Below are 26,360 nucleotides of genomic sequence, written 5' to 3'. Positions count from 1 at the left end.
GTGGAATTTTCCACTCTCGCTTTTATATTTGGTACGTTTATTTGCCGCTCAATGTTTTTTGGATGCTGAATTCATTTTTGACCCATTCGTTCGCTTCCAGCCAATCATAAACCCGGATGACGTTGTCAGGAATCGGCTGACGGTTGTACGGCGTATCAAAAAGAATAACAGGTATGTCCAGCTCTTCAGCGATTTCCACGGCATTGTCGTGTTTGTCCTCGAAGAACAAATGGACATTGTGGCGCTTTGCTGTTTCGATCTTTTTGTGCGAGCCGATCAGTTCAATGTGGTCATAAGCGATGGCGTGTTCTGCGAACCAATCAAAGGTGACGTCACGGACGTTGTCGCCTCTGGCAGAAATATAATACAGCTCGTACTGGTCTTTCCAGTCATTCAAAATGTTCTTGGCATTTTCCGAAACCGGGGATGCCGCATAAATGCGCGGTTCAGAATCCCGGAACCATGAATAAAATTCGCCATGTGCCAGATGGGGAAGGGCAGCGGTCAAATCGTATTCCTTAATATCGTCCAATGTCAGTTCACTTTTGAACTTTTCGTTTATATGAGGAATCAGTGATGTTGGGGATGTCACTGTTCCATCAATGTCTATTCCGAAACGGTATCTCACTTTGCTCACAACCTTATGCTTGTTGTTGTTCCAATTCTTTCTTTTCTGCAGCTTGCTTGGCAAAATATTCTTCCGCCAATTTATCGATTTCGACTTTCAGCTCATCGACCATCGTCGCTTCAGGAACTTTGCGGACGGTTTTGCCTTTCATAAACAGCAGGCCTTCACCGCGTGCACCAGCGATGCCGATGTCAGCTTCGCGTGCTTCGCCAGGTCCATTGACTGCGCAGCCTAATACAGCGACTTTTAATGGTGCCTTGATGTGGGAGATGTATTCTTCCACTTCGTTGGCGATGGTGATCAAGTCAATTTCAATGCGTCCGCATGTCGGGCATGAAATCAACGTTGCGGCATTTGAGGAAAGGCCAAAGATCTTCAGCATTTCACGAGCCACTTTAACTTCCTCAACCGGATCAGCGCTCAGTGATACACGCAGTGTATTGCCGATGCCTTTAGCGAACAATGCGCCGAGGCCAGCAGCACTTTTGACGGTACCGGAAAACAGAGTGCCGGATTCCGTGATCCCGAGGTGCAAGGGATAGTCGAACGCTTTAGAAGCAAGTTCATAGGCTTCAACAGCCAGGCTGACATCAGATGCTTTCAATGAAACGATGATATCATGAAAATCAAGGTCTTCTAAAATTTTGATGTGATGAAGGGCACTTTCAACCATGCCTTCAGCAGTTGGATAACCATATTTTTCAAGAATTTTGCGTTCCAGTGAACCGGCGTTGACACCGATGCGAATTGGAATGCCTTTTGCTTTAGCCGCATTAACTACAGCTTCCACTTTTTCGCGGCGTCCGATGTTGCCCGGGTTAATGCGGATTTTGTCGGCACCTTGTTCGATGGCGATCAAAGCCAATTTATAATCAAAATGAATATCCACTACTAATGGAATATTAATGCGTTCTTTGATGGCGCCAATTGCATAAGCTGCGCGTTCATCCGGGCAAGCTACACGGACAATCTGGCAACCTGCTTCTTCCAGGCGCAAGATTTCAGCTACGGTCGCTTCCACATCGTGGGTTTTGGTCGTTGCCATACTTTGTATAAACAATTCATTACTGCCGCCAATCGTCAAATCTCCGACTTTTACGGGGCGTGTGTTTGAACGGTGTGTCATTTCGCTCATGAAAAAATCTCTCCTTTTTAATGATGGCCAGTTCTTTCAGCTCATCTGTGTTTGTCCAACAATTGCCGGGATATCCGAAAGTTGTCGGTTCTATTCCATTACCTATAGCCATTTTAGCAGTGTCTCGCTCCAAAAGACAAGAAAGAGGGCTGATTCCCAGCTTTCTTTACATTAAATTAACTTTACGATTGTTTCATTTGCATCGGTGGTTTTTTCGGATAATAGCCGATTGCCAAATACAAATAGAGGATTGTCAAAGCACTGGTTGCCAGCGAAACGGTCAATCCCAGATCGAAAAAGCTTAATGCAAATGCCAGCAGGGTCGGGACGGTGACACTGAGAGCAGCAGTTCTCCATAGATGGCGGTATTCGCCGCGGCGTTTTCTGGCATTCAAAATCAGCAGGGCAATCAATGCAAATAAGCTGATTTTAATGAAATGATAAAGTGTCGTAGAAACAAACAGGAACACCAGTGCGAAGGGATATAACAGCCATTCGATTTCTTCCACAAACTCAATCAGCCCATCGATGCCGCCGGCGGCAGTGTCGAAACCAAAAATCCATTCTATAAAAGAAACAATGGTCAAGAGGGCTATAAAGAGGAAAACGAACTGTATTATTTTGCCGATTGCCATAATACGGACGGCTGCCTGTTTTTTAGGTTCCATTAAACTCGCTTTGAATAATTGGTAAATATTCACGATCATCTTCCTTTCCTCTATTACAATAATCGTACCACGCGGGAAGAAGAAAAAAATGTCGCTTTGTTACGGGAATGTAAATTTTAAATAAAGGTGTTTACAAAATCTTAGTAAACTATTCATAATAGGTTAGGTGTGAATATGAAAATTTAGGAGTTGAATAAGTATCGTGGAAATGAACTGGCAAGAAATCCTCTTTTCCTTTTTCGGTGGATTAGGGATTTTCCTTTTCTCAATTAAATTTATGGGTGACGCTTTGCAGAAAGCAGCGGGCGACAAACTTCGCGACATCCTGGATCGCTTTACAACCAATCCATTCATGGGTGTACTGGTCGGGATTATCGTTACCATCTTAATCCAATCAAGTTCAGGTACTACCGTAATAGTGGTTGGACTGGTTAGTGCCGGATTTATGACATTGAGACAAGCGATTGGTGTCATTATGGGAGCGAACATTGGGACGACAGTGACTGCCTTTATCATCGGGTTGGATGTAGGAGCTTATGCATTGCCAATCATGGCAATCGGAGCCGGAATGATTTTCTTCTTCAAGAAAAATCAAATTCAGAACATCGGCCAAGTTATTTTCGGTTTCGGCGGACTTTTCTACGGGATGGAATTGATGAGCGGGGGCATGAAGCCGCTTCGTGAATTGCCGGCCTTTATCGATTTGACGATCAGTTTAAGCGAATTTCCGATTTTGGGAGTTGTTGTTGGTACAGTCTTCACGTTGATTGTCCAAAGCTCCAGCGGTACGATCGCAATCTTGCAGGGTCTATACGATGAAAACATTCTGACCCTTGCAGCATCTTTGCCTATCCTATTCGGTGACAATATCGGTACAACCATTACTGCAGTGCTTGCAGCATTGGGTACTTCCATTGCTGCGCGCCGTGCGGCAGCAGTGCACGTCCTGTTCAATATTGTCGGGTCGGTCATTTTCTTAATTTTACTGGTTCCTTTTACTGCTTATGTAGAATGGATCGCTAGGGTATTATCGTTAGAGCCGATGATGCAGATTGCCTTTGCGCATGGTTCATTTAACGTAGCGAATACACTTATTCAATTTCCGTTGATCGGTGCCTGGGCTTACCTGGTGACAAAAGCCATACCAGGTGAGGAAGTCCTGATCGAATTTAAACCGAAGCATCTCGATATCCATTTTATCGAACAATCTCCTTCGATTGCGCTTGGACAGGCAAAAGAAGAAATCCTGCGCATGGGTGCCTATTCAGTCCAAGGTCTGCAGGAAACTTATTCGTATTTGATGACAAAGAGCAAAAAACACGCAGAAATGGGCTATCAGCTGGAAGATGCCATTAATAATCTTGACAGCAAAATCACGGATTACCTGGTGTTAATTTCAGCAGAATCCATTTCAGCAGCCGATTCAACTCGCCATACAATGCTGATGGAAACAGTTCGTGACATTGAACGGATTGGCGACCATTTTGAAAACATCATCGAATTGGTTGATTATCAGGAAAACAACAAAGTGAAAATCACGGAAGATGCAATGGAAGATTTAACAGAAATGTTCACATTGACGATTGCCACTGTTGAAAAAGCGCTGAGTGCGTTAAACACAACAAGCCACGAACTGGCTCGTGAAGTAGCTGAACAAGAAGACCTGATTGACAAAATGGAACGCAAATTCCGCAAAAAGCATATTTTGCGCTTGAATGACGGCGCATGTACAGCTCAAGCTGGTATTGTTTTCGTCGATATCGTCAGCAACCTGGAACGAATCGGCGACCATTCAGTAAATATTGCAGAAGCCATCCTGGGCAACCGTGCTTAACTAGAAAAGCGTAAGCAGCCATGTAGATTCGACGGGCATAATCCACTCCGGCGAAGCGGCATCTTTTCAGCCGCACAGCGGGAGTGTCCTATGACGCTAGAATCTGGCTGCTGAAGTCTAGACAAAGAAAAGCGGATGCACCAATCCAAACGCTTCAAATTACCGAATTACATTAAAGAAAGACTCTCCTTCATCTCGCTTTACATTTTAAAAAATGTAGGGCACGATGGAAGAGAGCTTTTTTTATGGGGAGGAATACAGATGGAAGTTATCGGCTGGATTGTCATCCTGCTATGCTTTGTAATTGGTTTTGTTGGCCTGATTTACCCGATCATTCCTGCAGTGCTTTTCGTCTTTGGCGGTTTTGTCATGTACGGACTGTTTTTCAGCTTTAGTGATTTGCCTTGGTGGTTTTGGGCAATCCAAAGCCTGTTCGTCATTTTGCTGTTCGGAGCAGACGCCGTAGCCAATGCTTTTGGCGTCAAAAAATTCGGTGGCTCAAGAGCAGGGCTTTGGGGCAGCACAATCGGCCTGATCATCGGTCCATTTGTTCTGCCGATCATCGGTATTTTGATCGGACCATTCGTTGGTGCCATCATTGCGGAAATCTTGTTCAATAAATCTTCTTTAAAAAAGTCATTCATGTCCGGTATCGGTTCGGTTGTCGGTTTTATCACTTCCGTCTTCACAAAGGGAATTATTCAGATTGTCATGGTCGCGATTTTCTTCTTCACCATTTAAATTGGTTTTTCTGCAAAGTTCCATGTGCTGTTAAATCAGGAGAAATCAGTCAAAGGTCTGAATAACAGGATTTGCCGTGCATTATGTTTGTGTAGGTCTGAAAATTTTGATAGGCTAAGAAGGTAGACCAATAGACTCAAGGAGGAATTTAATCATGGCATATGAATTACCAGAATTACCTTACGCGTATGACGCACTTGAACCACACATCGACAAAGAAACGATGAACATCCACCACACGAAGCACCATAACACGTACATTACAAACGTAAACGCGGCATTAGAAGGCCACGACGATCTTGCGTCAAAATCAATCGAAGAATTGATTTCTGATTTGGATTCAGTTCCTGAAGCTGCACGTACTGCTGTCCGCAACAACGGCGGCGGACATGCTAACCACTCATTGTTCTGGAAGCTTTTATCTCCAAGCGGCGGGGGCAACCCGACAGGCGCTTTAGGCGAAGCTATCAACAGCAAGTTCGGAAGCTTTGACGAATTCAAAGAAAAGTTCGCTGCTGCCGGCAAAACTCGTTTTGGTTCAGGCTGGGCTTGGCTGGTTCTTTCAAACGGAGAACTTGAAATTACATCGACTCCTAACCAGGACTCTCCATTGATGGAAGGCAAAACGCCATTGCTTGGACTGGATGTTTGGGAGCATGCTTACTACTTGAAATACCAAAACAAACGTCCAGACTACATCAACGCATTTTGGAACGTTGTAAACTGGGAAGAAGTTTCAAACCGCTACGAAACTGCAAAATAATTGTCAATAATTGAAACTTTGCACACACTTTTTCGTCTGAAAAAGTGTGTGTTTTTTTTATGTGGTGATATACTGGTAAATGGATATTTTTTTGCGAAAGGAGCAAACATCTTATGAAACCGCCTCAAAAAAGACGGGTTTCACTTGCACGAGTGAAACTGCAGTCCAATACTGTCTTTCGGATGAATATCCTCTTTTTCACTATCTTTTTGTTGTTTTCTGTTCTCATTCTGCGTCTGGGTTTTCTTCAAATTGTTAAAGGGGAAGACTATGCGCGCGCTATTGCCAGAACAGAGGAAGTACCTGTCAACACCAGTGTGCCGAGAGGGCGCATCTTTGACAGCGAAGGCCGAATTCAGGTCGACAACACGCCGGTTAATGCCATTACGTATACCGCAATGCAGACGACCAAAAGAGAAGAAATGCTGACAGTGGCTAAAGAATTGGCCACATTGATTGAAAAAGACGATGACAAAGTGACGCTCCGGGATAAACAGGACTTCTATATACAATTAAATACTGAAAGTGCCAACGAAAAAGTGACAGATGAAGAAAAAGCCGCAATCGCTGCAGAAGATATTACAGAGCCGGAAAAACAGCGAAAGCTCGATGCACTGGTCAGAGAGAAAATTACGGATGAAGAGCTCGCCAGTATAAGTGCCGAAGAGTTGGAAGTGTTGGCCATATATCGAGAGATGACGTCCGGCTATGCACTGGCACCGCAGATGATCAAAAATGAGGGCGTGACAGATGAAGAGTTTGCACGGGTCTCGGAACGTCTGACAGACCCGAACCTTAAAGGCGTCAATACGGTAACAGACTGGAAGCGGCTCAAAACGAGCGACTTGACGATACTGGGGAGCACGACAACCCCGGAAACCGGAATCCCGGCCAACAAGCTTGACTACTATTTGGCACGGGACTATTCACGCAATGACCGTGTCGGCACCAGCTTTTTGGAACAGCAGTATGAGGAAGTACTGCAGGGCCAGAAATCGGTCGTCAAAAATGTAACAGATGGCAAAGGAAGTGTCATTGAAACCGTTCCTGTGGATGAAGGCCAAGCTGGAAAGGATCTTGTTCTTTCGATCGACAGTGAATTACAGAGTGAACTGGAAAAAATAGTGGAAGACAAGCTTATTCAACTGAAAGCTGGCCCAAGTTCAAAACTGGTGAAAGATGCCTACTTGGTCATGATGGATCCGCAAACAGGGGAAGTTCTTTCTATGGTAGGAAAGCGCATCGGCGAAGATGAAGATGGCCAGCAAATCATCAATGATTATGCTTTCGGCACATTCACAGCTTCTCATGAAATGGGCTCGACAATTAAGGGTGCAACGTTATTAACTGGTTATGCCGAAGATGCCGTCGAATTGGATGAAGTCCTAATAGATGAACCGCTGAAATTTGCTGGAACGGCGCAAAAAAATTCGATTTTCAATACGCAGCTATTCAATCGCATACCGATGTCGGATGTTATGGCCATCGAGCGTTCATCCAACGTTTATATGTTTAAGATTGCCATGGAAATAGCTGAAGCGGAATACCAATACAATCGGGGCTTGTATATAGCTCCGGAAAGTTTCGATGTCATGCGCAATTCGTTTGCGCAATTCGGACTTGGCGTTAAAACAGGAATCGATTTGCCGAACGAAGCAACGGGTTATCTGGGCGGCACTTCTCCGGGAGCCAAACTTCTCGATTTAGCCATCGGCCAGTTTGACACCTATACGCCCTTGCAGCTGGCACAGTATATCTCGACGATTGCAAACGACGGATACCGAATGGAGCCGCATGTAGTTAAAGAAATACGGGCAGCTTCTACGGACGGAGAGTCGCTTGGTCCGATTGAAACCATCGTTGAGCCTAAGATTTTGAATCGGATCAACAATACACAAGAAGAAATCGATCAGGTCCAGACAGGCATGCGCAATGTATATATAGGAAATTCCGGTTCGGCGCGTGCGCAATTCAGTGATGCACCTTATACTGCAGCCGGGAAAACTGGAACAGCCGAAGTATATTTCTATGAAAAAGACCATGAAATGAATGGCCAATATGCCATCAACATCGCGCATGTCGGCTATGCGCCATATGACAACCCAGAAATTGCATATGCTGTGGTGATTCCTTATGTTACAACCGATCCAGAAAATGTACCAAGAGCCAATAACGAAATCGCCCGTGCGGCAGCTGACAAGTACTTTGAGTTGAAAAACAAGGAAGCCGATTCAGCATCCAACTTAATAAAAGAGCCTTACAGCGATTCAGTTGTTGTAGAAGGCGAGTAGAACAATGCCCTAAGATAAAATCCTCATGCAGAGGATTTTATCTTAGGGCTTTTTTAATAGTAAAAATACCGATTTACAATTTCTTAACATTGCCTTTATATGTCCTCAACAAATACTGTTTATAGTAAGGGATGTAAACAAAACAAACATAAACTTTAGGGGGAAACAATGCAATGAGAAATTGGAAATTCGCAATGGCATCTACTATTCTTGGTTCGGCTTTAATTCTCGGTGCATGTGGAGGAACAGACACTGGTACTGAAACAGAAGAAACAGGTTCTGGCACTGCTGGAGAAGAAGCAACTGTCGAAGGATCAGTAATTGGTGATGGATCTTCTACCGTAGCACCGATTCTTGAGGGCCTTGTTGAAGAATATGCAGGAGCTCAGCCAGACGTTCAAGTTACCGTAGGTGTTTCCGGTACAGGCGGAGGCTTCGAGAAATTTGTAGCTGGTGAAACTGATTTCTCAAACGCATCGCGTCCTATAGAGGAAGAAGAGATTGCAGCGCTTGAAGAAGCTGGAATCGAGTATACCGAATTCCTGTTGGCATATGATGGCCTGTCTGTAGTAGTAAACCAGGAAAATGACTTTGTAGATAACCTGACAGTAGATCAGCTGAAGCAACTATGGGTGGAAGATGGCACAACGAAAATGTGGTCTGACATCGATCCAGAATGGCCAGAAGAAGAAATTGTCTTCTACGCACCGGGAACTGCTTCAGGAACTTACGATTACTTTAACGAAGTGATCCTTGAAGAAGAAGACATTGTCAGCTCAGCTACGCTTTCAGAGGATGACAACACTTTAGTGCAGGGAATCCAGGGTGATCCTAATGCAATCGGATTCTTCGGCTACGCGTACTATATCGCTAACCAGGATACTTTGAAATTAGTTCCAATCGATGGAATTGAGCCAAATGATGAGACAATCGAATCCGGCGAGTATGCACCATTATCACGTCCGCTTTTCGTATATGCGAAAAACTCATCAATTAGCGAAAATGACGCAATGTACGATTTTATGCAATACACAATTGAAAATTCTGGTGAAATGGCACAAGCAGTAGGTTATGTAGCATTAAATGAGGAAGACTACGAATCAGGTTTGGCAGATCTTGAAGCTTTAAAAGAATAAATATCAAAGTTTAGTCCAGTCTAAGGGTGAGCAGCCACTGCTCGCCTTTTGCGGTTGAAAGGGGATTCTATATGCGACCATCTGTGCAGGAAATGATCGCGCAGTCGAAAGGCAAGAAAAACAAAAAGATAATCGAAAAGATTATCCCGTTTATTTTATTTTTAATTGCTTCTGTTTCAGTTTTGACATCTATCGGGATTGTTTTAACATTAATATTTGAAACCATCACATTCTTTACGCGTGTTCCTTTTTTTGATTTTATTACCGGTACAACTTGGCTGCCATTCTCTACTAATGAAGCCCAGTTCGGCATTTGGCCATTGATCATCGGTACGCTGAAAATAACGGCAATTGCGATCATCGTAGCTGTGCCGATCGGCATTTCAGCAGCGATTTACTTGAGTGAATACGCCAGTGAGAATGTGCGGCGTGTAATAAAACCGATTCTTGAAATACTTGCAGGTGTGCCGACAATTGTTTATGGCTTTTTCGCATTAACATTTGTAACACCGGTTCTTCAGGCAGTTTTTCCGGAAATTAAAATCTTTAACGCCATTTCGCCTGGTATTGTCGTAGGAATCATGATCATCCCAATGATTGCTTCGTTATCGGAAGATGCTATGTCTTCAGTACCCAAAAGCATTCGTGAAGGGGCTTTGGCAATGGGGTCGACAAAGTTTGAAGTGGCCTGGAAAATCACCATACCAGCAGCACTTTCAGGTATTGTAGCATCCATAGTTTTGGCAGTATCCAGAGCAATCGGGGAAACAATGATCGTATCGCTTGCGGCAGGGTCGACGCCACGATTTGACGGCGACTTTACCGGTTCGATCCAGACCATGACAGCCTACATTGTACAAGTATCAAAAGGGGATGCCGGATACGGAACAACAATCTACTATTCCATATACGCGGTAGGATTCACGCTCTTCCTCTTCACCATGGCTATGAACATCCTTGCCGGCTACGTATCCAAACGTTTCAGGGAGGAATATTAATATGAGATATATCGAACAACAAACAGTCGTCAAACGGATGAATGGCAGATTGATTGCCAACGCCATCTTTAAATATATTTTCCTTGCAGCTACTTTATTGGCATTATTGGCATTGGTCATTTTGCTTTTCCGGATTGTATCGCAAGGAGCCGGAAATTTATCAATTGATTTCCTGACCAACTTTGCTTCCCGTTTCCCGGATCAGGCAGGCATTAAAGCGGCTCTGATCGGCTCGCTTTGGCTGATGATGGTAGTTGCGCCTACATCGATCATTTTAGGTGTCGGATCGGCTATCTATTTAGAGGAATACGCTAAGCAAAACCGCATCACCAGCTTTATCCGCATGAATATCTCAAACCTTGCAGGCGTTCCATCGGTCGTGTTTGGATTGCTTGGATTGACCATATTCGTTCGTGCAATGGCACTGGGCAACAGCATTTTAGCAGCAGGATTCACGATGAGTTTATTGATCCTGCCAGTTATCATTGTGGCCTCACAAGAAGCGATCCGCGCAGTTCCAGGTGAGCTTCGCGACGCTTCTTACGGAATGGGCGCAACAAAATGGCAGACGATTGTCAATATTATTCTGCCAGCTGCTATTCCAGGAATCTTGACAGGAAGCATTTTGGCTCTGTCACGCGCCATCGGGGAAACGGCGCCATTGATCGTTATCGGTGTGCCGGTCATCATTCAGTTTTTGCCGGCAGGCGTTATGGACACATTCACTGCTTTGCCAATGCAAATCTATGATTGGTCAAGCCGTCCGCAGCCGGAGTTCCAAGCGGTGGCAGCAGCCGGAATCATCGTGCTAATGGCAGTTTTGCTGTTCATGAATTCGATTGCCGTCATCATTCGCAACAAGTTCGATAAACGCTACTAAACGCAAATTATGTGGAAGGGGTTCTACAAATGACAACCATCATTACAAATAAATCAGTGTCTGGAGCAACTGCAGACCAGACAGCTAAAAAGGCAGTTTATGAAACAAAACAGCTTAATCTTTGGTATGGCAGCAACCATGCACTAAAAAACATTGACCTGGAAATTATGGAAAATGAAGTGACAGCCATTATCGGACCTTCAGGATGCGGTAAATCAACATACATCAAGACTTTGAACCGCATGGTCGAATTGGTGACTTCCGTTAAAACTTCAGGTGAAATCCTGTATCGCGGACGCAACATCTTTGATCAGGACTATGGAGTGGAAGAGCTTCGGACGCGTGTCGGCATGGTTTTCCAAAAACCAAACCCGTTCCCGAAATCCATTTACGACAATGTAGCGTATGGCCCGCGCATCCACGGCATTAAAAACAAGAAAATACTTGACGAAATTGTTGAAAAAAGTTTGCGTGGCGCAGCCATTTGGGACGAAGTAAAAGACCGCCTGAATGAAAATGCCTACAGCATTTCCGGCGGACAGCAGCAGCGTATTTGTATCGCTCGCGCACTGGCAATTGAACCGGACGTTATTCTGATGGATGAGCCGACATCGGCATTAGATCCTATTTCGACATTGAAAGTTGAAGAATTGGTCCAGGAACTGAAAAAAGACTACAGCATCATCATTGTGACACACAATATGCAACAGGCAGCACGGATTTCAGATAAGACCGCATTCTTCTTGAATGGAGAAGTGGTTGAATTTGACCACACCGATACTATCTTTTCAAACCCTTCCGACAAACGGACGGAAGATTACATTTCAGGCCGGTTCGGTTAAGGGAAAAGGAGGCGGAACTTTTGTCATTACGTGAAAAATTTGAGTTTGAACTAAATTCTGCACAGGAACAATTAATCGATTTAAGTACGATGGCAGTCAATGCCTTAAACAAATCGATGGAAGCACTGGTCAATCAGGACGTAGATGCGGCACTTGAAGTGATCGAAGACGATAAAGATATCAATCAGCTGGAAGAATTCATCAATGATCGGGTAATCTTGTTAATTGCCAAACAATCTCCAGTGGCTACTGATTTAAGACGTTTGATCGTGACCATTAAAGTGGCTTCGGATATGGAGCGTGTAGGCGACTATGCGGTCAATATCGCGAAAGAGACCATCCGCATCGGCAACCAGGAACTGCTGCCTCAAATCGCGCAGATCCAGCAGATGCAAAAGCTGGCTGTTGCCATGCTGCGCCAAGTGATCGATGCATTTGTTGAAGAGGATATTGTCAAAGCGAAAGAAATCGCCGAACTGGATGACCAAGTGGACGAATTATACGGCGATGTAATCCGCAAACTCATGCTTGCAGGCGGAGGAAATCCGGAGCGGCTCAGCCAGATTACTCAGCTGGCGTTTATCAGCCGCTACATGGAACGCTCCGCAGACCATGCCACCAATATCGCTGAACAATTGTTTTATTTGGTGCGGGGCCAGCATTACGATTTAAATAAATAATGGAAGACAAGCATTTGCCGGAGTTTCCTTATGCCTTGCCAGCAAATGTTCTTCTCTTAAGAGTGAAAATAAATGCCGGAAGCCTTTTCGCCTCCAGCATTTATTTTTATTTAGAAAGGTTTAAAAAAATGGATTTTTACAGTAGACTTTACGATGGAATATGCTATAATAATTAAGTCGTATAGATCACGCTTATTTACAAATGATCTTTGAAAGAATTAGGAGGGATACCGATGCGTGTTAACATCACTTTAGCTTGTACAGAATGTAGCGAACGTAACTACAGCACTGTTAAAAATAAGCGCAACAACCCTGAGCGTCTTGAAATGAAAAAATATTGCTCACGTGAAAAGAAAATGACAGTACACCGTGAAACGAAGTAATTCATTGATTGCCAAAACCTCCAGAGGTTTTGGCTTTTTTCTTTGTAAAGGAGCTGGTGCTGATATGGATAAAGTTATGCAGAGAAAAAGCGTACTCGCTTTGCTCAATGAGATGACTAAAGAACAATATAAAATAAAATCGGATGCGGCAGTGGCTCGTTTGGTGGAAGATCCTGTTTTTTTAAAAGCGGACACTATCGGCATGACGCTTGCTGCCTTTCCGGAAGTGGATACTTCCGGATTGCTGGATGCATGCTGGACAGCAGGGAAAAAAGTGGCTGTGCCAAAGTGTTACCCGGCAACCCGTGGCATGGATTTCCGGGTGATCGGCAATATGGATCAGCTGGAAGTTGTCTATATGAAACTTCAGGAGCCGATAGTTTCCAAAACGGCATACATAAAACCGGAAGCGATCGACTTGTTGATCGTGCCGGGCGTGGTTTTTTCAAAGCAGGGCTTTAGAATCGGCTTTGGCGGAGGATATTATGACCGCTTTTTGGTGAATTACGAGGGCATTACCCGCTCGCTGGCGTTTGATTGCCAGATTGCAGAATCGATTCCGGTAGAATCTCATGATTTACCGGTTCAAGGAATATACACAGAAAGCGGCTATATCAATACAAAGGCGGTGGGCAAATGAAAAACCTATACGATGTCATGCAATTGCTGAAGAGCTACGGCACCATCATTTACACCGCTGATTATAAAGCGGATCTGGATTTGATGGAAGATGAAGTGAAAGAGCTGTATCGTTTACAATTTATCTCCGCAAAAGAATATGCCTCGGCACTGCTTATTCTTCGCCAGAAAAAATCAGAGTATGATAAAAAATAAATTCGAGAAGCGAAACTTCTCGTGTTTTCATTCGTCTAGAATAAGGGTAAATACTTCATATAAGAAGAAAATTATTTTATACTAGACCATTATGGAGTGTACCGATATGAAAGAACCATTATACCGACAATTAAACGATAGTAGCTCGGTTTTTTAAAAAACTGTTCAGAACAAAGCAAATTAAGTTGGACTAGTAATTTTTGCTTGATGACATTTGCAGGAGCCATGCCCAAAGCGGTCGAAGCGGTGGGCCAAAACCGGTTTTTAGTTCAACTTTTATAAATCATCGAACAAGGAGGGGGGCCGGGTATGCTGAAAAAAGAAGGGCCGAAACATTCAATCCTGGCAATTGCCATCATCGCCACGTGGCTTAAAACATATATTGTTTATAAGACCAGTTTCTCCATTACAATAGACAATTTGCTGCAGGAATTTATCTTGTTCATTAACCCATTGAGCATGCTGCTGTTTATTTACGGGATTTCGCTGTTTTTCAAGAGCGAAAAATCGAAAAATCGCTATTTGATTGCTGTAGCAGTTATGACATCAATCATTCTTTACGGAAATGTTGCATTTTACCGCTTTTTCAGTGACTTTATCACTTTGCCGGTCCTTTTCCAAACAGAGAATTTCGGTGATTTGGGATCAAGTGCGGCAGCGAGTATATTCTGGACAGATTTGCTGTATTTCGCAGATGTTGCCATTATCTTGTTGGCGATAAAGTTTATTAAAGTAAAATCGCATACAGCAATATCTTCTTCAGCGCACCGCAAAGCCTATTATGTTTTGGCACTCGCTGTCTTATTCTTTAACTTGGGGCTGGCAGAGGCAGAGCGGCCGCAGTTATTGACGCGAAGCTTTGACCGCGAAATGCTGGTCAAAAATTTGGGAATGTACAATTATCATTTATATGATGTGTATATCCAATCCAAATCACAGGCACAGCGCGCATTGGCTGACGGTTCTGAGCTGGTTGAAGCCAATAATTATGTGCGCGCCAACCAGATTGAACCATCCGAAGAGATGAAGGGCGTTGCAGAAGGGCGCAACTTGATTGTCGTTACTTTGGAATCGCTGCAAAGTTTTACAATCAACGGCGAAATGAATGGGCAAACGATTACGCCATTCCTGAACTCGTTGACAGAAGACGAAGACACCATCTATTTTGAAAATTTCTATCACCAAACCGGATTGGGTAAAACCTCGGATTCAGAGTTCTTGCTTGAGAATTCCCTTTATCCGTTGAGCGGCGGTGCGGTATTCTTTACGCATAGCGGCAATGCGTACAATTCCATGGCAGAGAGCCTTGGCAACAATGGCTACTCAACGAATGTCCAGCATGCCAATACGAAAAGCTTCTGGAATCGCGACATCATGTACGAATCGATGAACATCGATGAATTCTATGATATCGAAAGCTTTGAAGTTGGCGAAGGAGAAGCAGTCAATTGGGGCATGAAAGATATTCCGTTTCTTGAACAGTCGGTCGACCACATGACTGAAATGGAACAGCCTTTTTACAGCCGTTTGCTGACGCTGACCAACCATCATCCGTTTACACTGGATGAACAAGACAAATCGATTCCTGAATTTGATTCAAATTCAGGAACGTTAAACCGTTATTTCCAGACATCCCGCTACTTGGATGAATCGATTGAAGTCTTTTTTGAAGAGTTAAAAGAAAAAGGGCTGTATGAGAATTCGATTATCGTCATGTACGGTGACCATTACGGAATTTCGGAAAACCACAACGAAGCCATGTCGCAATACTTGGGCGAAGAGGTGACGGACTTTACGTCTGCTGAACTGCAGAAAGTTCCTTTCTTTGTCCACATTCCAGGCTATGGTGAAGGCCATGTCAATGAGGAAGTCGGCGGACAGATTGATATGCGTCCGACCATCATGAACCTGATGGGCATCGATGCGTCAAAAGACATTCAGTTTGGCGGCGATCTGTTCTCGGAAGAACACGAAGAATTCGTTCCTTTCCGTGATGGTCGATTTGTTACCGATAAAGTGGTCTATGCAGGAAATGTTTGCTATGACAAAGAAACCGGCGAACCAACCGAAGAAGAGTTGTGCGCACCTTATATTGAGCAGGCGTTTACCGAGCTTGAATATTCCGAGTCGATCATCAATGGCGACCTGCTTCGTTTTTATGATGAAGAAGACGGCCAATTGACAACAATTCCTGAAGGGGATTTGGAGCAATAAAAGAGAGTGCGCCCAGCGCCTCTTTTTTTTATGGCATGAAAAAAAGCTGATGCATTTAACAGCATCAGCTTTTTTCGGATTAATGTAGTCCTGGTGGATAACCGTGTGTAATAACTGTCGCAACTGTAAAGGCGCCGAAAATCACAAACGTTCCAAAGTTAAAAAGAAAGCCGAGGACTTCTTTATTCTTTAGGGTTTGTACAGTGCCGATTGCCGCAAGAACTGCAGTAAGTCCAAAAATAACCATTAACATCCAACTCATCGAATGACACTCCCTTCAACTTAAACAGCCAGTGCCGCTTTGTTCTCTTTATATTGTAAAGAAATTACTGTCTTTTGTCGAGGACAAAAAGTGTCAGTATGTTGACAGTCCTGCAAAGCGCAGCGTGCTATAATCGAAGAGAGGTGAAGAAGATGCTGAAAATCGACCAACTGGAGCTGGGAGCTGTCCAGACCAACTGCTACATTATTTCGGACGACCAAAAACTATGCCTGATTTTTGATCCAGGCGAAGAAAGCGCCAGAATCCATGCGCTGCTGAAAAAGAAAAACTTGAAGCCGATCGCTATTCTTTTGACACATGCCCATTTTGACCATATCGGGGCAGTGGATGATGTCCGAGAGCGCTATTCAATACCGGTTTACTTGCATCATTTGGAGAAAGACTGGCTAAGCAAGCCTAATCTGAACGGTTCAGGCAAGTATGCAGCTTTGCCGGACTACCGGGTAAAGGATGCGGATGTTTTACTGACGGATGAAAAGCGCCTGCAGATCGGCTCTTTTCAAATGGACATTCTTCACACTCCCGGACATTCTCCGGGCAGTGTCAGTTATTCATTCGGCAATGAAGGTTTTGCTATTGTGGGGGACACGCTGTTTCGCGGAAGCATCGGCCGTACGGATCTGATCGACGGATCCGAGAAAAAGCTGCTGCAGTCCATTCACGACTCGCTGCTGACGCTTCCTGAACACATGATCCTTTATCCTGGCCACGGCCCGGAAACGACCCCTGGACAGGAAACTAACAGCAATCCGTTTCTGTCCGGATTTTAAACCGCTGCAAAGTGAACTTCATAAAATAAAACAAAAGGTGCATGGGGATAACCCCATGCACCTTTTGTTTTTTTATTCGTATTGATTAATGTCCAGCACCAGGAACGTGGATGAACGTAGTGTAATAAGTGAAGCCTACGAAAAATACTGTCAAATAGGCACCAAAAACGTACAAATACATGCGTTCAGAAATATTTAAGAATCCGAGAAGAACAAAAAATCCGGTGTTAGCGACCATTAATAATGATACTTCAACCATATCGCCTACATAAAAGAGAACTGCAAATATACCAGTCCACCATCCCATTAACTTGAACATATTATTCATGGGTAATCCCTCCTTTGCCACAACACAATAATCTCTTATTTATTATATAGGAAATAGAGTGAATGTGTAAACAGCGAGTTCGTCTTTCTTTGTGACAAACAGGTGTACGGTTGTTTGCCGGCACTATAATTTTTTAAAAAATAGGTAAACCTGTCCTCTGAGTAGAAAAACGATTGCCCTCCAAAAATGGGATTTGGCGGCTATTCGCGGTTCAAAATTTTATTTTGGCAAAAGCTGTTTCTTTCTCAAAAAGAGCCGGTTATACTATGTGTGAACAGAGAGGCAGCCTCTGTTCACAGCGAAACAGGAGGTGGATATGCAATCGATTATTGAGCGCCGCTGTGTTGACCTTCTGCACGATGCGGCAAAAAATGGCGCAACAGACATCCACATCAAACCCGAACCATCCTGCTATACCGTTACTTATCGCTCGTTCCAAAACTTGCGGCAAGTGACCCAATTCCCCTTGGATCTGGGTGATCGCATGATCGCCTACTTCAAATACCTATCCCTTTTAGACATGAGTGAAAAGAGAAAACCCCAAACCGGTTCATTCCAGCATCCCATCAACGAAAGATCCCATTATTTCCGAATTTCCACACTGCCTTCCGTGCTGACAAAGGAAAGCATCGTCATCCGCATCATGCCGGACGACACCGCCGAGTCCCTTCACCAGTTGGCCGTTTTCCGTGACTCGGCCCGTCTCTTGGAGAAACTGTCTGAAGCCTCACAGGGCTTGATTCTACTCACAGGACCTACAGGCTGCGGCAAATCGACGACCTTGTATTCGCTGTTGAAGCATTGTGCGGAGAAGTTGAACCGCAATATTATTACACTCGAAGATCCTGTTGAACGGAAGAACCAGTCGATTTTGCAAATCCAGGTCAATGAAAAAGCAGGGCTCAGCTATGCTTCCGGACTAAAAGCGATTCTCCGGCACGATCCCGACATTATTATGATCGGGGAAATCCGCGATGCTGAAACAGCGCAAATTGCTGTTCGAGCTGCATTGACAGGCCATCTGGTTTTTTCAACCATCCACGCCAGGCATTCTGTCGGCTGTCTGCACCGGCTGCGAGATTTGGGCGTATCATTTGAAGACATGTCCCAAACCCTTATTGCCGTTTCAGCCCAAAAGATCATTCCGGTGTTCTCTGACATCAACCAATCGGAATCGTGCTATCGCGCGCTTTTTGAAATTCTGGAAGGCGAGCGGCTGGAAGATGCTTTGCTGGCAGCTAGCTTGAAAAAACCTTACTCTTTGCCTGCGGAACTGTCATTTGAGGGTCAAGTAACGGAAGGAGTGAAAATTGGTGCGATTCAAACTTCCTGCACGCTCTGACAAAATCCGTCTTCGTGACCGCGAACAGTTCTTGGTGCGCCTGGCTGTTTTAATGAAAGAAGGCTATCTGCTGCCGATTGCCTTGAGTTTATTGCTGCCCATGCATACATCCAGGCTGGAAGAAACATTGAGCGGCATAACGGTTATTTTAAAGAGTGGCGGCAATGCTGCTGAAATCCTGAAGTACTTAGGGTTTAAGGACCATGTGCTGTTTCCGGTCGAAATCGCGGAATACCATGGACGGCTGCCGGAATCGATTGACAGCATTGCCAAAAGTTTCGCACGGACTGAACAAGTTCAAAAAAAACTGAAAAACATTTTAATTTATCCTGTATCCCTGCTGATTTTCACTTCTGGGCTGTTTTTGTTTTTCCGTACCAGCTATGTGCCGAATTTGACGGAAATGATGGAGTCGCTGCAATCCGGTAGCGAGGGTTCGGGCATTCCTTCCTATTTATTGAGCTTGCCCGATTTTTTCATTGCGTTTTTTGCTGTGGCCGCCCTATCAGCATATATTTTCAGGATGCTGCTCAAAAGGCAGGCGATTCAGCAGCAAATCAACTGGCTGCTGGCCATTCCAATTCTTCGCGGCTTTATGAAGCTGTACTGGTCGCATTTATTGGCACGTGAACTTGGAACATTGCTGCACAGTGGGATATCCATGCAGGAATCACTCGATCTGCTGCAGCGCCAAAACTATCATAAAGTGATTCAGTTTATGACTCGGCAGTCCCACGATGAGCTAATGATGGGGCAAACGTTTTCCACATCACTCGAGCGTTTTTCGTTTGTCTCCAAAGATATGTCCGCTTTTGTCCACCACGGGGAAATGACCGGCTACCTTGGGAAGGAATTGATTCTTTACAGCGAAGTTCTAATGGAGCGGATTGAACAGCAGACTCAGCAGCTGCTGCGCATTATCCAACCGAGTTTTTTTATTATGATCGCCGTCTGCATCGTAGGTGCCTATCTGGCTATTTTGATGCCGATGTATAACCTGGTCCATACCATTTGAGGAGGAAACCCATGCGCTTTTTAAAAAACCAAAAAGGATTTACGCTAATTGAAATGCTGATCGTTATGTTGATCATTACGGTGCTGATTGCCATCGCCATTCCAAACGTTACAAAACAATCATCGGCAGTTGATGAAAAAGGATGCAAAGCTTTTGTGCAGATGGTTCAGGGGCAAGTAGAGTCTTACCGCATGGATATGAAAGTTATGCCAACCTTGGCGGATCTTGTGACGGAAGGCTATTTGAAAACAGGAGAAACGGATTGTCCGAATGGCGATGTGGTCAATATTTCAGTTGATGGAGTAGTGACATCTGCAAAACCGTCGTAAAAGAACAGGGCTTTACACTTCTGGAAATGCTGTTGGTGCTTGTTGTGCTGATGGCCGTCATTGCCATATCGATTCCAGGCTACCAGACCTTTGCCGTCAAAAAGGAAGAACAGCGTTTTTTTAATCTGCTCCAGCAGGACATCTACTTTGCACAGAGCCAAAGCTATTCGTTGGGAAAAACCGCGAAAGTGGTTTTCAGGGAAACCAAAGGAACATACGAAATATTCACAGACCTTCAGTCAGTCGTCTTGTCCAGAAAGCTTCCAGAATCAGTGGTGCTGAAAAAAACCAGCAACTTAACTGAAATTTATTTCAATTCAAATGGCTCCGTCGTCCAATCCGGCACGTTCCGTTTTGCGACCAGCAGCGGAGAAAAGACATTGGTCGTTCATCTTGGGAGAGGGAGAGTGGTGTTTTCTGAATGAGAGAGGAGTCTCCTGGGCAGAAACGATGCTCAGCTTGTTCATGGTCTTCATAATCTTCGGCAGTTTGCTGCCGGTCATGCTCAGCGTGCAGCAAAGCCTGCACATGAAGAAAGAACGCGTCAGCGCTTATGAAACCTTGCACGAAGCTGCCAGAGAAGTCAGTTCGACAGGTTCTGTGCACGGGCAGCGAAAAGTTGGCGGCATCGTCTATAACTGGCAGATGGCTGACCTCTTATGTGTAGATTATGCGGATTATCAGGGAAAGCAGAAGCGGCTATGCGCCGAATAATCCGCCTGGATGAGAAAGGATTTTCATTTTTAACATCCATCTTTGATTTGGTGGTGCTGATGACAATGCTTCCGCTGATTGTGCTGTTCTTCGGATTCGCCCTTAGCTTTACTGAAGATTTAGATCCGCACCGCGCAGAATGGCAATTGTTTGCTGTGGATTTGCAGAGTTATCTAAACAACAGTGACTCACTTGAAATCATCAATGGAGGCAATGGCATCCGTGTCGTCCAGACGGGGGAGGAATATGACATCGAACTGTATACCGATATGATCCGCAAACAAAAAGATCGGAAAGGACATGAGGTCATGCTGACTCGTGTCCGGCTATGCCATTTTACACTGGATGGCCATAAGTTGAAGGTCCGCATTGAATTTATCAGTGGGACGATGGAAGAGGCAGAATATGTTTTTACCCAATCTTAGAAACGAAAAAGGAGCGGTTTACCCCGTTGCAATCGTCTTTTTCCTGTCAGCTTTGATGTTGTTATCCCACACATTGACGGTCTATGCCATCCAATATAAAACATATGATGGTTTGGAAAATATGCACAGACATGCTACGATACAACTACTGAAGGATATTGAGCAAAATAAAATACCTGAGTAGAGGTAAGTATCGGGTGGGTAGGATGAACAGAATATATTTGATTGGATTTATGGGCTGCGGCAAAAGCGCAGTCGGCAGGAGGCTGAGTTTCCTGCTAAAACTGCCTTTCTACGACATGGACAAAGAGATTGTCCGGCAGACAGGAAAAACGATTCCAGAAATTTTCGAGCAGCATGGCGAAGAATATTTCCGGGAATTGGAAACACAGTTTTTGCAAAATTTTAAAAATGATTATTGCATCATCTCAACAGGCGGCGGCGTCACCATGCGAAAAGCAAACCAGAAGATTATGAGAAATACCGGACTGGTGCTGTTTTTGGATGCTCCGTTCCGTGAGATTTGGCGGCGAATTCACCGGGATCCGAATCGTCCCATCGTCCGCCAATCAACCCGCGAGGAAATCGAAGCGCTGCACAAATCCCGTTACCGGGACTATAAGCAAACTGCACACATTACGATCCGCACGGAATTCCGGACCCTGCGGCAAATTACCCAATACGCTGCTTTTCAAGTAAATCGACTAAAAGGCGAATGATTTGATTTTAATTAATCTTATCATTCGTCTTTTGTCCTTTTAACGAAAAAAGATTGCGCTTCACTTGGAACAATGTTAGGATATATTCAAAGTTATACTATTCTGTATAACGGTTTGGACCAATCATTTTTGATTTGGGCGGATGATTGTACGGGGAGAGAACGCAAATGCGTCGCCGAAGGAGCAAATGACAAAAGTTATGAATCTCTCAGGCAAAAAGACTCGTATAGGACGCATCTCTGGAGAATGCTGCATGTCAGCTACCAACGAGGAAAGCCATTATGGTAAACTTTCAGGTTCCAGGACAGAGATTTCCCTTTAAAGGGAAATCTCTGTCCTTTTTCGCGTCTTTGCACAACTAGTGCAGGCGGAAGAGCTTTGAAAAATGAGGAGGAAAATCATTGGCACAGTTAAAACGTACACCTCTTTTTGAAACGTATTCGAAATACGGCGGCAAGACAATCGATTTTGGCGGTTGGGAATTGCCTGTTCAATTTTCGAGCATTAAAGAAGAACATGAGGCGGTCAGAACAAAAGCGGGGCTTTTTGATGTATCGCATATGGGTGAAATTTTTGTCACAGGAGCAGACAGTTTAGACTATCTTCAGCATCTCCTGACAAATGATGTCTCCAAAATCCAAGATGGCCAAGCTCAGTATACAGCAATGTGTTATGAAGACGGGGGAACAGTTGATGACCTGTTGGTTTATAAAATAGCAGACGAGCATTATTTGCTGGTCGTCAACGCATCCAATATTGAAAAAGATTTTGACTGGATGGATCGCGCCAAAAAAGGCGATGTGACATTGGACAACGCTTCTGAACGTTATGGTTTATTGGCCCTGCAAGGTCCACTGGCTGAGACGGTGCTTCAGCGCCTGACAGACGAAGAACTTTCAAGCATCAAACCATTCCGTTTTAAGCATGATGTTCAGGTGGCAGGCCAGACAGTTATCTTGTCGCGGACCGGTTACACGGGGGAAAACGGATTTGAAATTTACGCAGCACCTGAAGCGCTGGTTGTTCTTTGGGACAAAATCCTGTCAGAAGGACAACCGGAAGGACTCGTGCCTGTCGGACTTGGCGCCCGCGATACATTGCGCTTTGAAGCTTGTCTCGCATTATACGGCCAGGAGCTGTCAAAAGACATTACGCCTTTGGAAGCCGGCATCAATTTTGTCGTCAAGCTGAAAAAAGAACAGAATTTCTCCGGCAAACAGGCATTGGCAGCTCAAAAAGAAGCAGGCGTCCCACGCAAATTGGTGGGCATTGAAATGATTGACAAAGGAATTCCACGCCACGGCTATCCGGTATACGCTGGGGATCAGCAAGTCGGGGAAGTCACGACGGGAACGCAATCGCCAACTTTGAAGAAAAATATTGGCCTTGCTTTGGTTTCAAGTGAATTTGCTGAATTGGGAATTGAATTGGAAGTTGAAATCCGCAGCAAACGATTAAGAGCGAAAACAGTGGAAACGCCATTTTACAAACGATCCAACTAATCTAATTTGAAAAGGGGACAGCACTCCATGAAGCATCGTTATTTACCAATGACGTCTCAAGACGAAAAAGAAATGCTGGAAACGATCGGCATTGATTCAATCGATGAATTGTTTTCGGATATCCCGGAGAAAGTCCGTTTTAAAGGCGAATACAATATCAAACCTGCTAAATCGGAGTCATCATTAACAAAAGAATTGGCGCAGCTTGCAGCTAAAAATGCTGACACTAACCGTTATGCGTCATTCCTTGGAGCGGGCGTTTACGACCATTACAAGCCAATTATCGTGGATCACGTAATTTCGCGTTCTGAATTTTACACAGCGTACACGCCTTATCAGCCGGAAATCTCCCAAGGTGAGTTGCAGGCAATTTTTGAATTTCAAACAATGATCAGCGAATTGACGGGCATGGACATCGCCAACTCTTCTATGTATGACGGCGGCACGGCGCTTGCCGAAGCCGGAATGCTTGCGGCGGGACATACAAAACGCAAAAAAATTCTGGTATCGCGTGCAGTTCACCCGGAATCCCGCGATGTTGTTCGCACGTATGCGCTCGGACAGTCTATCGAAGTGATTGAGATTCCACTCAAAGACGGCCATACCGACTTGGATGCGTTAAAAGACATGATTGATGAAAACGTTGCAACCGTCATGATCCAGTACCCGAACTTTTTTGGCCAGGTGGAAAACTTGAAAGAAATCGAGCCCATCGTCCACGAAGCCGGCGCATTGTTATCTGTTTCTTCCAATCCATTAGCGCTGGGTGCCTTAACGTCTCCAGGCCAGCTCGGAGCCGATATTACCGTGGGTGATGCCCAGCCATTCGGGATTCCGGAAGCATACGGCGGACCTCATTGCGGATATTTTGCCGTAACGAAAAAACTGATGCGCAAAGTACCAGGCCGCTTGGTCGGCGAAACAACGGATGAAGAAGGCCGCCGTGGATTTGTATTAACGCTGCAGGCGCGTGAACAACATATCCGCCGCGACAAAGCGACGTCCAATATCTGCTCGAACCAAGCATTGAACGCACTGGCAGCATCGGTTGCCATGACGGCTCTCGGCAAAGTCGGCACGCAGGAAATTGCCAAACAAAATATCATCAAAACCCATTATATGAAACAGCAATTGAAAAGAGCAGGCCTGGACATTGCATTTGAAGGCGCTCATTTCAATGAAATCGTTGTGAAAACGGAAGAGTCGGTCAAGCAGCTGAACGATCGCTTGTTTGAAAACAATATGATTGGCGGCTATGACCTTGGCTTGAGCTATGAAGAATTCAATGGCCACATGCTTGTCGCGGTCACAGAACAGCGGACCAAAGAAGAAATCGATGCATTTGTGCAGGAAATTGCTGCAAAAGTGAAGGAAGCGGGGGCTACTCATGCATAAAGACAACCAAGCGCTAATTTTTGAATTGACCAAAGAAGGCCGCGTTGGCTACAGCCTGCCGACTCTTGACGTGCCGGAGGTTGACTTGAGCGAGCTATTGCCGAATGATTTAATCCGCACTGAAGCAGCGGAACTGCCGGAAGTATCGGAACTTGATATTATGCGCCATTACACAGCTCTATCCAACCGTAACCATGGTGTAGATTCTGGATTCTACCCACTTGGTTCTTGCACAATGAAGTACAACCCGAAAATTAACGAAACCGTTGCCCGATTCCCGGGATTTGCAAATATCCATCCATTGCAGGATGAAAAAACTGTTCAAGGAGCCCTTGCACTGTTATTTGACTTGCAGGAACACCTGAAAGAAATTACTGGTATGGACGAAGTCACGTTGCAGCCTGCTGCAGGCGCACATGGAGAATGGACTGGATTGATGATGATCCGTGCTTATCACGAAGCGCGAGGCGACATGAAACGGACGAAAGTGATCGTTCCCGATTCGGCGCACGGCACTAATCCGGCGTCAGCTACGGTTGCTGGTTTCGAAACAGTGACGGTGAAATCAAGCGACCAGGGACTTGTGGATTTGGAAGACTTGAAGCGGGTTGTTGGAGAAGATACAGCAGCGTTGATGCTGACAAATCCGAATACACTTGGCTTGTTTGAAGAACAGATTCTGGAAATGGCAGCTATTATCCATGAAGTGGGCGGCAAGCTGTATTATGACGGCGCAAACTTGAACGCGGTAATGTCAAAAGCACGTCCAGGAGACATGGGCTTCGACGTGGTTCACTTGAATTTGCACAAAACCTTCACGGGACCTCACGGCGGCGGCGGACCTGGATCTGGTCCAGTCGGCGTGAAAAATGATCTTCTGCCTTACTTGCCGAAACCGGTATTGGTAAAAAATGAAGACGTTTATACATTTGACTACGACCGCCCGGAATCAATCGGCCGTGTTAAGCCTTTTTACGGAAACTTTGGCATCAACGTACGTGCCTATACGTATATCCGCTCCATGGGACCAGATGGCCTAAAGGCGGTTACGGAATATGCCGTATTAAACGCCAACTACATGATGCGCAGACTGCAGCCGCATTTCGATTTGCCGTATGACCGCCATTGCAAGCACGAATTTGTTTTAAGCGGACGCCGCCAGAAAAAAATGGGTGTCCGGACATTGGATATGGCAAAACGCCTGCTTGACTTCGGTTATCATCCGCCAACGATCTACTTCCCATTGAACGTGGAAGAAGGCATGATGATCGAACCGACCGAAACAGAATCTAAAGAAACCTTGGATGCTTTCATTGACGCAATGATTCAGATTGCCAAAGAAGTGGAAGAAAATCCTGAAATCGTACAAAATGCACCGCATACAACGGTAATCAGCCGATTGGATGAAACAAAAGCGGCACGTAAACCGGTACTTCGTTATTACAAAGGCGAATAACCTAAAAGGCACGGAAGCCATTGAGCTTCCGCGCCTTTTTTGTCGTCAGTAAAAC

The 26,360-nt window shown here is 44.8% G+C and carries 29 protein-coding genes and 1 riboswitch; of the genes, 24 read left to right on the top strand and 5 right to left on the bottom strand.

The window, feature by feature from the left end; translation table 11 throughout:
* Positions 1-37: 37 nt before the first annotated feature.
* The 3 genes from GJB59_RS06200 to GJB59_RS06190 form a co-directional block, all read right to left on the bottom strand.
* Entirely contained in the window at positions 38-628 is a 591-nt protein-coding gene (locus tag GJB59_RS06200; protein ID WP_142827813.1) for a hypothetical protein, read from the bottom strand.
* Positions 629-641: 13 nt separating this feature from the next.
* Positions 642-1,763, bottom strand: coding sequence for a flavodoxin-dependent (E)-4-hydroxy-3-methylbut-2-enyl-diphosphate synthase (gene ispG / locus GJB59_RS06195; protein ID WP_142827814.1), 1,122 nt, complete (start codon positions 1,761-1,763; stop codon positions 642-644).
* 182 nt (positions 1,764-1,945) lie between these two features.
* Positions 1,946-2,470 carry a DUF1189 family protein gene (locus GJB59_RS06190; protein WP_236015453.1) on the bottom strand — a complete coding sequence of 175 codons (525 nt, stop codon included), beginning with the start codon at positions 2,468-2,470 and terminating at the stop codon, positions 1,946-1,948.
* Between the two features lie 163 nt (positions 2,471-2,633).
* On the opposite strand from GJB59_RS06190, the gene GJB59_RS06185 reads away from it, so the two are divergent.
* The 13 genes from GJB59_RS06185 (at position 2,634) to GJB59_RS06125 (ending at position 16,027) form a co-directional block, all read left to right on the top strand.
* On the top strand, positions 2,634-4,265 hold the full coding sequence (locus tag GJB59_RS06185; RefSeq protein WP_142827815.1) for a Na/Pi cotransporter family protein: 1,632 nt from the start codon (positions 2,634-2,636) through the stop codon (positions 4,263-4,265).
* Between the two features lie 261 nt (positions 4,266-4,526).
* A complete protein-coding gene (locus tag GJB59_RS06180; RefSeq protein WP_142827816.1) occupies positions 4,527-5,006 on the top strand; it encodes a DUF456 domain-containing protein in 480 nt (159 codons plus the stop codon).
* 154 nt (positions 5,007-5,160) lie between these two features.
* A complete protein-coding gene (gene sodA / locus GJB59_RS06175; protein WP_142827817.1) occupies positions 5,161-5,769 on the top strand; it encodes a superoxide dismutase SodA in 609 nt (202 codons plus the stop codon).
* A gap of 113 nt (positions 5,770-5,882) precedes the next feature.
* The gene (locus GJB59_RS06170; protein WP_142827818.1) at positions 5,883-8,060 is read left to right on the top strand and encodes a peptidoglycan D,D-transpeptidase FtsI family protein; all 2,178 of its coding nucleotides are present in this window, start codon (positions 5,883-5,885) and stop codon (positions 8,058-8,060) included.
* Positions 8,061-8,233: 173 nt separating this feature from the next.
* Positions 8,234-9,196, top strand: coding sequence for a PstS family phosphate ABC transporter substrate-binding protein (locus GJB59_RS06165; protein ID WP_142827819.1), 963 nt, complete (start codon positions 8,234-8,236; stop codon positions 9,194-9,196).
* 71 nt (positions 9,197-9,267) lie between these two features.
* Entirely contained in the window at positions 9,268-10,194 is a 927-nt protein-coding gene (pstC, locus tag GJB59_RS06160) for a phosphate ABC transporter permease subunit PstC (RefSeq protein WP_142827820.1), read from the top strand.
* Position 10,195: 1 nt separating this feature from the next.
* Entirely contained in the window at positions 10,196-11,074 is an 879-nt protein-coding gene (gene pstA / locus GJB59_RS06155; RefSeq protein ID WP_142827821.1) for a phosphate ABC transporter permease PstA, read from the top strand.
* Positions 11,075-11,103: 29 nt separating this feature from the next.
* Positions 11,104-11,916 carry a phosphate ABC transporter ATP-binding protein PstB gene (gene pstB, locus GJB59_RS06150; RefSeq protein WP_142827822.1) on the top strand — a complete coding sequence of 271 codons (813 nt, stop codon included), beginning with the start codon at positions 11,104-11,106 and terminating at the stop codon, positions 11,914-11,916.
* A 20-nt stretch (positions 11,917-11,936) separates the two neighbouring features.
* Positions 11,937-12,596 (top strand): phosphate signaling complex protein PhoU, encoded by a 660-nt coding sequence (gene phoU / locus GJB59_RS06145; protein WP_142827823.1) that lies wholly within the window; start codon positions 11,937-11,939, stop codon positions 12,594-12,596.
* Positions 12,597-12,829: 233 nt separating this feature from the next.
* A complete protein-coding gene (rpmG, locus tag GJB59_RS06140; RefSeq protein WP_006830468.1) occupies positions 12,830-12,979 on the top strand; it encodes a 50S ribosomal protein L33 in 150 nt (49 codons plus the stop codon).
* A 64-nt stretch (positions 12,980-13,043) separates the two neighbouring features.
* A complete protein-coding gene (locus GJB59_RS06135; RefSeq protein WP_142827824.1) occupies positions 13,044-13,619 on the top strand; it encodes a 5-formyltetrahydrofolate cyclo-ligase in 576 nt (191 codons plus the stop codon).
* The gene (locus GJB59_RS06130) at positions 13,616-13,813 is read left to right on the top strand and encodes a YqgQ family protein (RefSeq protein ID WP_142827825.1); all 198 of its coding nucleotides are present in this window, start codon (positions 13,616-13,618) and stop codon (positions 13,811-13,813) included. The genes GJB59_RS06135 and GJB59_RS06130 overlap by 4 nt, the downstream gene beginning before the upstream one ends.
* A gap of 309 nt (positions 13,814-14,122) precedes the next feature.
* A complete protein-coding gene (locus GJB59_RS06125; RefSeq protein WP_142827826.1) occupies positions 14,123-16,027 on the top strand; it encodes an LTA synthase family protein in 1,905 nt (634 codons plus the stop codon).
* A gap of 79 nt (positions 16,028-16,106) precedes the next feature.
* On the opposite strand, the gene GJB59_RS06120 is transcribed toward GJB59_RS06125, so the two are convergent.
* Positions 16,107-16,289: a DUF2759 domain-containing protein gene (locus GJB59_RS06120; RefSeq protein ID WP_142827827.1), complete on the bottom strand. Its 183-nt coding sequence runs from the start codon at positions 16,287-16,289 to the stop codon at positions 16,107-16,109.
* A gap of 152 nt (positions 16,290-16,441) precedes the next feature.
* Here GJB59_RS06120 and GJB59_RS06115 point away from each other — a divergent pair, with 152 nt between their 5' ends.
* Entirely contained in the window at positions 16,442-17,080 is a 639-nt protein-coding gene (locus tag GJB59_RS06115; protein ID WP_142827828.1) for an MBL fold metallo-hydrolase, read from the top strand.
* An 85-nt stretch (positions 17,081-17,165) separates the two neighbouring features.
* Here GJB59_RS06115 and GJB59_RS06110 read toward each other — a convergent pair whose 3' ends face one another.
* Complete coding sequence (locus tag GJB59_RS06110; protein ID WP_142827829.1) at positions 17,166-17,408, bottom strand: DUF2626 domain-containing protein; 243 nt, start codon at positions 17,406-17,408, stop codon at positions 17,166-17,168.
* A gap of 316 nt (positions 17,409-17,724) precedes the next feature.
* On the opposite strand from GJB59_RS06110, the gene comGA reads away from it, so the two are divergent.
* The 10 genes from comGA to gcvPB all read left to right on the top strand — a co-directional run bounded on the left by comGA (position 17,725) and on the right by gcvPB (position 26,305).
* Positions 17,725-18,750 (top strand): competence type IV pilus ATPase ComGA, encoded by a 1,026-nt coding sequence (gene comGA / locus GJB59_RS06105; protein WP_142827830.1) that lies wholly within the window; start codon positions 17,725-17,727, stop codon positions 18,748-18,750.
* Positions 18,722-19,765 (top strand): competence type IV pilus assembly protein ComGB, encoded by a 1,044-nt coding sequence (comGB, locus tag GJB59_RS06100; protein ID WP_142827831.1) that lies wholly within the window; start codon positions 18,722-18,724, stop codon positions 19,763-19,765. The genes comGA and comGB overlap by 29 nt, the downstream gene beginning before the upstream one ends.
* A gap of 11 nt (positions 19,766-19,776) precedes the next feature.
* On the top strand, positions 19,777-20,094 hold the full coding sequence (gene comGC / locus GJB59_RS06095) for a competence type IV pilus major pilin ComGC (RefSeq protein ID WP_142827832.1): 318 nt from the start codon (positions 19,777-19,779) through the stop codon (positions 20,092-20,094).
* A complete protein-coding gene (gene comGD, locus GJB59_RS06090; RefSeq protein ID WP_280525826.1) occupies positions 20,076-20,519 on the top strand; it encodes a competence type IV pilus minor pilin ComGD in 444 nt (147 codons plus the stop codon). Before comGC ends, comGD begins: the two co-directional genes overlap by 19 nt.
* 25 nt (positions 20,520-20,544) lie before the next feature.
* Positions 20,545-20,808 carry a hypothetical protein gene (locus GJB59_RS06085; RefSeq protein ID WP_142827834.1) on the top strand — a complete coding sequence of 88 codons (264 nt, stop codon included), beginning with the start codon at positions 20,545-20,547 and terminating at the stop codon, positions 20,806-20,808.
* Positions 20,796-21,233, top strand: coding sequence for a competence type IV pilus minor pilin ComGF (gene comGF, locus GJB59_RS06080; protein WP_142827835.1), 438 nt, complete (start codon positions 20,796-20,798; stop codon positions 21,231-21,233). Before GJB59_RS06085 ends, comGF begins: the two co-directional genes overlap by 13 nt.
* 206 nt (positions 21,234-21,439) lie before the next feature.
* A complete protein-coding gene (locus GJB59_RS06075; protein WP_142827836.1) occupies positions 21,440-21,952 on the top strand; it encodes a shikimate kinase in 513 nt (170 codons plus the stop codon).
* A 142-nt stretch (positions 21,953-22,094) separates the two neighbouring features.
* Positions 22,095-22,186, top strand: a riboswitch (glycine riboswitch).
* Between the two features lie 167 nt (positions 22,187-22,353).
* Positions 22,354-23,454: a glycine cleavage system aminomethyltransferase GcvT gene (gene gcvT, locus GJB59_RS06070; RefSeq protein WP_142827837.1), complete on the top strand. Its 1,101-nt coding sequence runs from the start codon at positions 22,354-22,356 to the stop codon at positions 23,452-23,454.
* A 27-nt stretch (positions 23,455-23,481) separates the two neighbouring features.
* Positions 23,482-24,849 carry an aminomethyl-transferring glycine dehydrogenase subunit GcvPA gene (gene gcvPA / locus GJB59_RS06065; RefSeq protein ID WP_142827838.1) on the top strand — a complete coding sequence of 456 codons (1,368 nt, stop codon included), beginning with the start codon at positions 23,482-23,484 and terminating at the stop codon, positions 24,847-24,849.
* Positions 24,842-26,305 (top strand): aminomethyl-transferring glycine dehydrogenase subunit GcvPB, encoded by a 1,464-nt coding sequence (gene gcvPB / locus GJB59_RS06060; RefSeq protein ID WP_142827839.1) that lies wholly within the window; start codon positions 24,842-24,844, stop codon positions 26,303-26,305. The genes gcvPA and gcvPB overlap by 8 nt, the downstream gene beginning before the upstream one ends.
* The last annotated feature ends 55 nt before the right edge of the window (positions 26,306-26,360 follow it).

The organism is Planococcus soli (genome assembly GCF_016881065.1).
Classification (GTDB): Bacteria; Bacillota; Bacilli; order Bacillales_A; family Planococcaceae; genus Planococcus; species Planococcus soli.
Note: the sequence above shows the minus strand (reverse complement) of the source record. Positions and strands in the feature narration are given on the sequence as shown.